This is a genomic window from Oceanispirochaeta sp. M1, assembly GCF_003346715.1.
Lineage (GTDB): Bacteria > Spirochaetota > Spirochaetia > DSM-2461 > DSM-2461 > Oceanispirochaeta.
Window position 1 is genome coordinate 292,650 of sequence record NZ_QQPQ01000001.1, and the last position, 6,703, is coordinate 299,352.

The 6,703-nt window shown below is 43.8% G+C and carries 6 protein-coding genes; all 6 read left to right on the forward strand.

The window, feature by feature from the left end; all coding sequences use genetic code 11:
• Nucleotides 1–5 precede the first annotated feature (5 nt).
• The 6 genes from DV872_RS01185 to DV872_RS01210 all read left to right on the forward strand — a co-directional run bounded on the left by DV872_RS01185 (nucleotide 6) and on the right by DV872_RS01210 (nucleotide 6,426).
• Entirely contained in the window at nucleotides 6–1,025 is a 1,020-nt protein-coding gene (locus DV872_RS01185) for an ABC transporter ATP-binding protein (protein ID WP_114627998.1), read from the forward strand.
• Nucleotides 1,018–2,010: an ABC transporter ATP-binding protein gene (locus tag DV872_RS01190; protein WP_114627999.1), complete on the forward strand. Its 993-nt coding sequence runs from the start codon at nucleotides 1,018–1,020 to the stop codon at nucleotides 2,008–2,010. The genes DV872_RS01185 and DV872_RS01190 overlap by 8 nt, the downstream gene beginning before the upstream one ends.
• A gap of 161 nt (nucleotides 2,011–2,171) precedes the next feature.
• Entirely contained in the window at nucleotides 2,172–2,891 is a 720-nt protein-coding gene (locus DV872_RS01195) for a response regulator transcription factor (RefSeq protein ID WP_158546773.1), read from the forward strand.
• A 33-nt stretch (nucleotides 2,892–2,924) separates the two neighbouring features.
• Entirely contained in the window at nucleotides 2,925–4,319 is a 1,395-nt protein-coding gene (locus tag DV872_RS01200; RefSeq protein WP_230391362.1) for a glycosyltransferase family 4 protein, read from the forward strand.
• Nucleotides 4,261–5,967: a HAMP domain-containing sensor histidine kinase gene (locus tag DV872_RS01205; protein WP_114628002.1), complete on the forward strand. Its 1,707-nt coding sequence runs from the start codon at nucleotides 4,261–4,263 to the stop codon at nucleotides 5,965–5,967. The genes DV872_RS01200 and DV872_RS01205 overlap by 59 nt, the downstream gene beginning before the upstream one ends.
• A 69-nt stretch (nucleotides 5,968–6,036) precedes the next feature.
• The gene (locus DV872_RS01210; protein WP_114628003.1) at nucleotides 6,037–6,426 is read left to right on the forward strand and encodes a Fur family transcriptional regulator; all 390 of its coding nucleotides are present in this window, start codon (nucleotides 6,037–6,039) and stop codon (nucleotides 6,424–6,426) included.
• The last annotated feature ends 277 nt before the right edge of the window (nucleotides 6,427–6,703 follow it).

Here is a 6,703-nt window from a genome sequence, read left to right on the forward strand (position 1 = left end):
GAGTAATGGAAGATATACTATTAGAAGTTAATAATGTTAAAACTTCGTTTTTTACACACCATGGTGAGATACAGGCTGTCCGCGGTGCTTCCTTCAAACTGAGGAAGGGAGATGTTCTGGGTATTGTAGGTGAGTCCGGAAGTGGAAAGAGTGTAACCGCTCTCTCTATTATGGGACTGATTGATGAACCCGGAAGAATCAAAGAGGGCGAGATCCTTTTTGATGGCAAAGACCTGACTAAATTATCACAGAGAGAGTTGGCAGATATTCGTGGTAACGAAATTGCCATGATTTTTCAGGACCCTATGACCTCTTTGAACCCTGTTTATTCCATCAAAAACCAGATGGTGGAAGTTATCCGTCGTCACCGGAATATCAGCAAGTCCGAGGCCGTTAAAAAAGCTGTTGAAATGCTCAAACTCGTGGGTATTCCTGAACCTGAAAAACGGATCACCAGCTTTCCTCATGAGTTTTCCGGCGGTATGCGCCAGAGAGTCATGATTGCAACAGCCCTTTCCTGTAATCCTCATCTGCTTATTGCCGATGAGCCTACAACGGCTCTTGATGTAACCATTCAGGCACAGATTCTTGATCTGATGAATGAACTGAAAGATAAAGTGAACGCTTCCATTATCATGATTACACATGACCTTGGTGTTATTGCAGAGATCTGTGATCATATCGTTGTAATGTACGGCGGTACTATAATGGAGCAGGGTACTGAACAGGATATTTTTTACAATCCTCAGAATCCCTATACCGTTGGACTGCACAAATCTATTCCCAAAATCACTCAGGGAGAGAAGGAAAGACTGATTCCTATTGAGGGATCACCACCCGACCTTCTGCATCCCCCCGAAGGCTGTCCCTTTTCAAGCCGCTGTCCTCATACCATGGACATCTGTCTGACTGAGAGACCACCTACATTCAAACTGAGTGAAACCCATACCTCTGCATGCTGGCTGCTTCATGAAGATGCACCTCAGGTGGAAAAATATGAGAAAGCAGGAGCCGTAAGTGAGTAATAAGGACGTCCTACTTAAAGTAAACAATCTTAAAAAATATTTCCCCATCTCTGCCGGAGGAATCTTCGAGCAGAAGAAACTGCAGCTCAAGGCAGTGGACGGAGTCTCCTTTGAAATAAAGAAAGGGGAGACCTTCGGACTTGTAGGGGAGTCGGGCTGTGGTAAATCTACAACCGGTAGAACCATTATCCGTCTGTATAATCCTACAGACGGAGAGATCAATTTTGATGGTACTGATCTGGCATCCCTCTCCGAGAAGGAGATGAAACCCTTCCGGAAGAGAATCCAGATGATCTTTCAGGATCCCTATGCATCATTGAACTCCCGTATGACCGTAACCGATATTATCGGAGAAGGAATTACAACACATAATATTGCAAGCGGAGTCGAAAGACAGGAGAGAATTTACGATCTTCTCCAGCATGTAGGCCTCAAAAGGGAACATGCCAATAGATATCCTCATGAGTTTTCAGGTGGTCAGCGTCAGAGAGTCGGTATTGCCCGTGCACTGGCTGTAGAACCCGATCTGGTAATTTGTGACGAGCCTATTTCTGCTCTGGATGTGTCAATTCAGGCGCAGGTAGTCAATATGATGGAGGATCTGCAGAATGAGATGGGACTGACCTATCTCTTTATTGCTCATGACCTTTCAATGGTAAAACATATCTCCAATAGAATCGGAGTCATGTACCTTGGTATGCTGATGGAAGTCTGTGAGTCTGAAGAACTCTACAGAAATCCTCTGCATCCCTATACACAGGCTCTGCTTTCGGCAATTCCTATTCCTGATCCCAATTTGACCAGAAAGAATAAGAGGGTTGTACTCCAGGGTGATGTTCTCAGCCCCATAGATCCTCCTGTCGGATGCCGTTTTGCAACTCGCTGTCCTGTGGCTATACCACGCTGCAAAGAAGAGACTCCTGTTCTGGAAGAATTGGCTCCGGGACATCATGTGGCCTGTCATGTTGCTAAGGGTTCACGCTGATTATCTGCTCTGAATAACTGAGAGCTCTTTATTGTACTTTCAAGGCTGCCTGTAAAAAGGCGGCCTTTTCTTTTTTTGCCCAGCGAAGCTGGCAAACCCAGTCTGATTAAGCCCAAAAACACAGACTTTGATAAAATCTGATTTCATTGTAAAGTATGTGCATGAACAGCGACTTTCTGATTGTTAGCATCGAAGATGATTTGTCCGTAGCCAAAGGACTTGTTCTTACTCTGGAATCTGCAGGATTTCAGATACTTCATTTTTCTGAGGGCAGCTCTTTTTTTGAAGCACTCCCCGAAATCTCTCCCTCTCTACTGCTTCTTGATATCAGGCTTCCCGGGAAAGACGGCTTTCAGATCTGCCGTGAGATCAGGTCCATGGGCTGTCTTTTTCCGGTCATAATGCTTACCGCCAGGGACGATGATCTGGATAAAATAACCGGCCTTGAAGATGGTGCAGACGATTATATTGTAAAACCCTACAGCAGTGGTGAACTGCTTTCCAGAATTAATGCCCGTCTGAGACGATCTTACGGAACACTGGCGACAGACAGCGTGAAAGAAGAATATAGTTTTGGTCCCTACCACCTGAGCCGGGAAGGGATGAGTCTGAAAAAGAGTGGTGAAGAGATCGAATTGACACCCATTGAATACAAGCTTCTGCTGTTCTTTTTGAAGAATGAGGGAAAGACATTCGAGAGGAAAGACCTCTTGAATAAAGTCTGGTCATCAGACAGTATTCATTATGGTGATGAACGGACGGTTGATGTTCATATCAGGCATCTGAGAACCAAAATTGAAGAACTCCCTTCACATCCTGTTTATCTCAGAACTATTCGGGGAATAGGCTATTGTTTTCGAAATGGTTCCGGCCAGATTTGAAAATGATGCTTCCAATCTCTTATGATCAATACTATGTCAGAGTCATATAATATCTGTTTTATCAGCGGAAAACTGGGAGATGTTGACGGCGTTTCCCTTGAAGCTGATAAATGGATCTCTGTTCTCAGTAGAATGGGGCATCAGATTTTTACGGTTGCCGGTCAGTATTTGCGTCTTCTTGAACATGTCCCTGAATCCCGAAGTCTATTAATAGATAAACTCAGTTTTTCATCAAAGCGGCAGCAGTATTATGAAAGCTGTATTTTCCCCCATCTGGACTACAGGAAACCAAGGCTCTCGGAAAAGAAACTTGAAGTTCTTAAGAATGAGCTTCAACGGGAAGGGCGGAGTATTTCGGACGAGATCTACGACTTTATTATAACTCAGAATATAGATTTCATAATTGCAGAAAATACCAATGCCATGCCCATGACCCTTCTTGGAGCCTCGGCTGTGTATGATCTAACCCAGAGGAAATCTGTTGCCGCACTGTTTCATCATCATGATTTCTGGTGGGAAAGAAGCAGGTTCAGTGACTGTCTGCTGGACTCCTTTCTTAATGTCATAATGCCGCCGGTCAGTATAAGCAATGAGCATATTGTAGTTTCCTCCTACGCGGAACATATTCTTAATTCTGTAAAGAGGGTACAGCCCTATGTTATTCCGAACTGTGAGGATTTTGAAAATCCACCTCTTAAAGATGAATATAACAGCCATTTCAGAGAAGACATGGGTTTCTGCGATGATGATATTCTGATAATTCAGCCTACAAGGATTGTGCCCAGGAAGAGAATTGAGGATTCAATACAGCTGACAGCCCTATTGGGTAGGCGTTATCCTGAGCTCGCCGGACGAATACGCTTTGTCATATCTTTGTATCCGGGAGATGAGGCTGAAAGCGATTATCTTCAGATAGTCAGAAAAGCAGCAGAAGAAGCGGAGCTCGAACTGCATCTTATCTACCCGCGAATCAGGGCCGAACGGATGATTTTGGAAGGAGAGAGGTTTTATACCAACCGGGATGTTCTGGTTAATGCCGATCTTGTCTCTTACCTGCCTCGCTGGGAGGGGTTCGGGAATGCTCTGCTTGAGGCATTCGCCGCCAGAGTGCCTGTAGTGACAAGCACCTATCTGGTCTACAAAACCGATATCAGAGGAAGCGGTGTCAGACCTGTTGAAATCAGGGACCGTTACGACAGAATGGGCAATCTGATTATAGAGGAGCATGTGCTGGAGGAGATACATTCAGTTCTTACAGATCCTGTGGAACGAAAAATGAGGGTGGATCTGAGTTTTAAATCCGCAGCAAGAGATTTCAGTATGAATCTTCTGGAAAAGAAACTTACCGAGCTTATTGATTCTTACAGTGATGAAATCCGGGCCGGAAGAAGACGGCTGCAGAAAAGCAGGCAGTCCTATTATGTTTGACCCCTTAATCAGTTTCATTGCGATTTTTGAAGAAAGCGCTTTTCTTCTGGTTATCATTTCCGGTCTGCTTGTGACATGCAGCTCTGTGGTTTATTACTACAAACGGATGTACAGTAAAAGTCTGGAGGAGTTTGAAAGAAAATTCAAATCCGGGACATCTGAACTTCGAACTCAGCTTCACTCTCTGACTCAGGTTATGGAAAATCTGGGAGAACCCTGTATATATAAAAACAGCAGGGGTGTATACAGCTGGTGTAATCATGAGCTTGAATTACTCTGGGGGATGTCACGCAGCAGGATTATCAATTCCACTGTGGAAGAGCTTTTCCCTAATCAGTCGGATGAAATAAGGAAATTGGAAGCCCAGGTCATCAGCAGCAGAAAAACACTGATCAAGGAACGAAAGCTGAGTGATAAAGAGGGTGAAGTCAGAAGTTTTGAGATTACTCTGAAGCAGATTCCCGAAGGGCGCGGCTATGGTATTCTTATTTTCTTCAAGGATATCAGCTATTACAGAGAACAGCTTGAAATACTGAATGATCTGTATGTTTCAACCAGGGAGGATCTGCAGAAAAGAAGTGACTATTATGCAGATTTTCTCAGATCGGGACTCCCGCCTCTGGATAGGATAATGAAGGATAGTGAATTGCTGCTCAATGAACCTGGAAGTCTGGAGGAGATGAGAAAAAAAGTAGTTGATATTGCCGATTCAGGTCACCAGATCGACTCGTATATCCGTAATCTCTCTTTCCTGGCCTTTCCCGATAAGACCGCTGCACTGTATGAAGAAAAAGATAAGGATGACAGGGAAATTGTGTCCTTGGAGGATTGGCAGAATAAACTGGTAGAGAGGGTTCGCAGTTTTTCAGAAGAGAATGGCTGGTCTTCTTTTGTTCTTCTTCAGGGGGATGTCCCCGAGACCCTGAATACCCGTTTTGTCCTTCTGAATGAACTCCTGGAAAGACTGATAGAGAATGCTGAAAAGTTCAGCCGGGGAGGTTTTTATCTTCTTATCAAGGTACATAGGGTGGAATCAGGTTATTTCACCATAAATATCTCAGTACGCAATCACGGTCCCATTATTGATGCGGCACAGAGGGAAGAGATCTTTAAACCCTTTACAAAGATTATAAAAGAGGGTGATGGTCCCGGTCTGGGGCTTACGGTAGGAAGAAGTCTGGCCGAAAAAATGGGAGGAAGTCTCTCTTGTGATCCGGTTTGTGAGGACGGCGCCCGTTTTTTGCTTTCTCTGCCTCCTGTTGAGGGTGAGGGAACAGTTATCAGCGGCAACCGCCTTGGAGGATATCCGGGTGGTAAAGATCAGTCTTTGCTCCTTATTTTTAAAGATAATCATGTCATGCAGAGGTTGGGGGTTCAGCTGCAGAGGGCGGGATATATTCTGACCATTGCACAGAGCAGTGAAAGTGCGGATCAGCTGCTTAGGGAACACAGATATTCCATGGTTCTTGTTGATGATGAACAGAGCGGCAGCTGGGAAAGGGATTTTATTTCTGACTGGAATCAGAGGAAGTATCCCTCCGCAGAGAGGATGATTCTTATGAGCACCCTGTCTACGGCGGTACATTCACTTGACTGGAGCCTTCTGCTGGACCATCTTATAGAACCTTTTTCTGCTTCTGCCCTCTGATTACTCTTTTTAGAGAAGTTTTAATAAAAATAATTTGACAGAAATAGTAATCGTTATTATTATTAAGTTATGGAAGAACTTAGAATGACCTCTCAGAGGAAAGTAATTCTGGAAGCTCTGAAAATGAGTAAGTCTCATCCCCCTGCTGATAAGGTGTATGAGTATGTCCGAAAGAAGCTGCCCAATGTAAGTCTGGGAACTGTTTACCGCAATCTGGAGACCATGTACCTCAACGGGATGATCGTAAAAATCGAAACTCCTGACGGTCAGAAAAGGTTTGATTACGATACCTCCGTACATCCCCACTTCCGCTGTGAGAATTGCGGAAAGATTGAAGATATCCCTCTGGACCTGCATGCACCTGAACTTGATCCCCGCAGTGAATGGGTTAAAAATAGACAGGTTAAATCTTCCACCCTTCATTATCAGGGACTCTGTGAGGAATGTGCAGCTCAGTAAGTTTGAATAAATTTGATTTTATTTAGAAATTGTCTATTAATTTAGAAGAGTAAATGATCCTGGTCTTCATACAGAATACATATCCAGTACACCCCATATTCCTGGTTTGAATTTATTCTGTTCAATAAAATATATAGGAGTTATCTATGGCTAGTGTCATGACCGACTAATTCTAAATTTATTCAAGATCTTTTATAAACTTCATGAATTGGGTATCATCAGATTTATGAGTGATAAGCGTAGAGTAAAAGTAAAGTTATCTTTATCCGGTCCGGAT

Excerpts from the sequence above, each read along its gene's own strand:
- DV872_RS01205 (WP_114628002.1), top strand. The coding sequence starts at position 4,261 with ATGAAATCCGGGCCGGAAGAAGACGGCTGCAGAAAAGCAGGCAGTCCT.
- DV872_RS01210 (WP_114628003.1), top strand. The coding sequence starts at position 6,037 with ATGGAAGAACTTAGAATGACCTCTCAGAGGAAAGTAATTCTGGAAGCT.
- DV872_RS01195 (WP_158546773.1), top strand. The coding sequence starts at position 2,172 with ATGAACAGCGACTTTCTGATTGTTAGCATCGAAGATGATTTGTCCGTA.
- DV872_RS01200 (WP_230391362.1), top strand. The coding sequence starts at position 2,925 with ATGTCAGAGTCATATAATATCTGTTTTATCAGCGGAAAACTGGGAGAT.
- DV872_RS01185 (WP_114627998.1), top strand. The coding sequence starts at position 6 with ATGGAAGATATACTATTAGAAGTTAATAATGTTAAAACTTCGTTTTTT.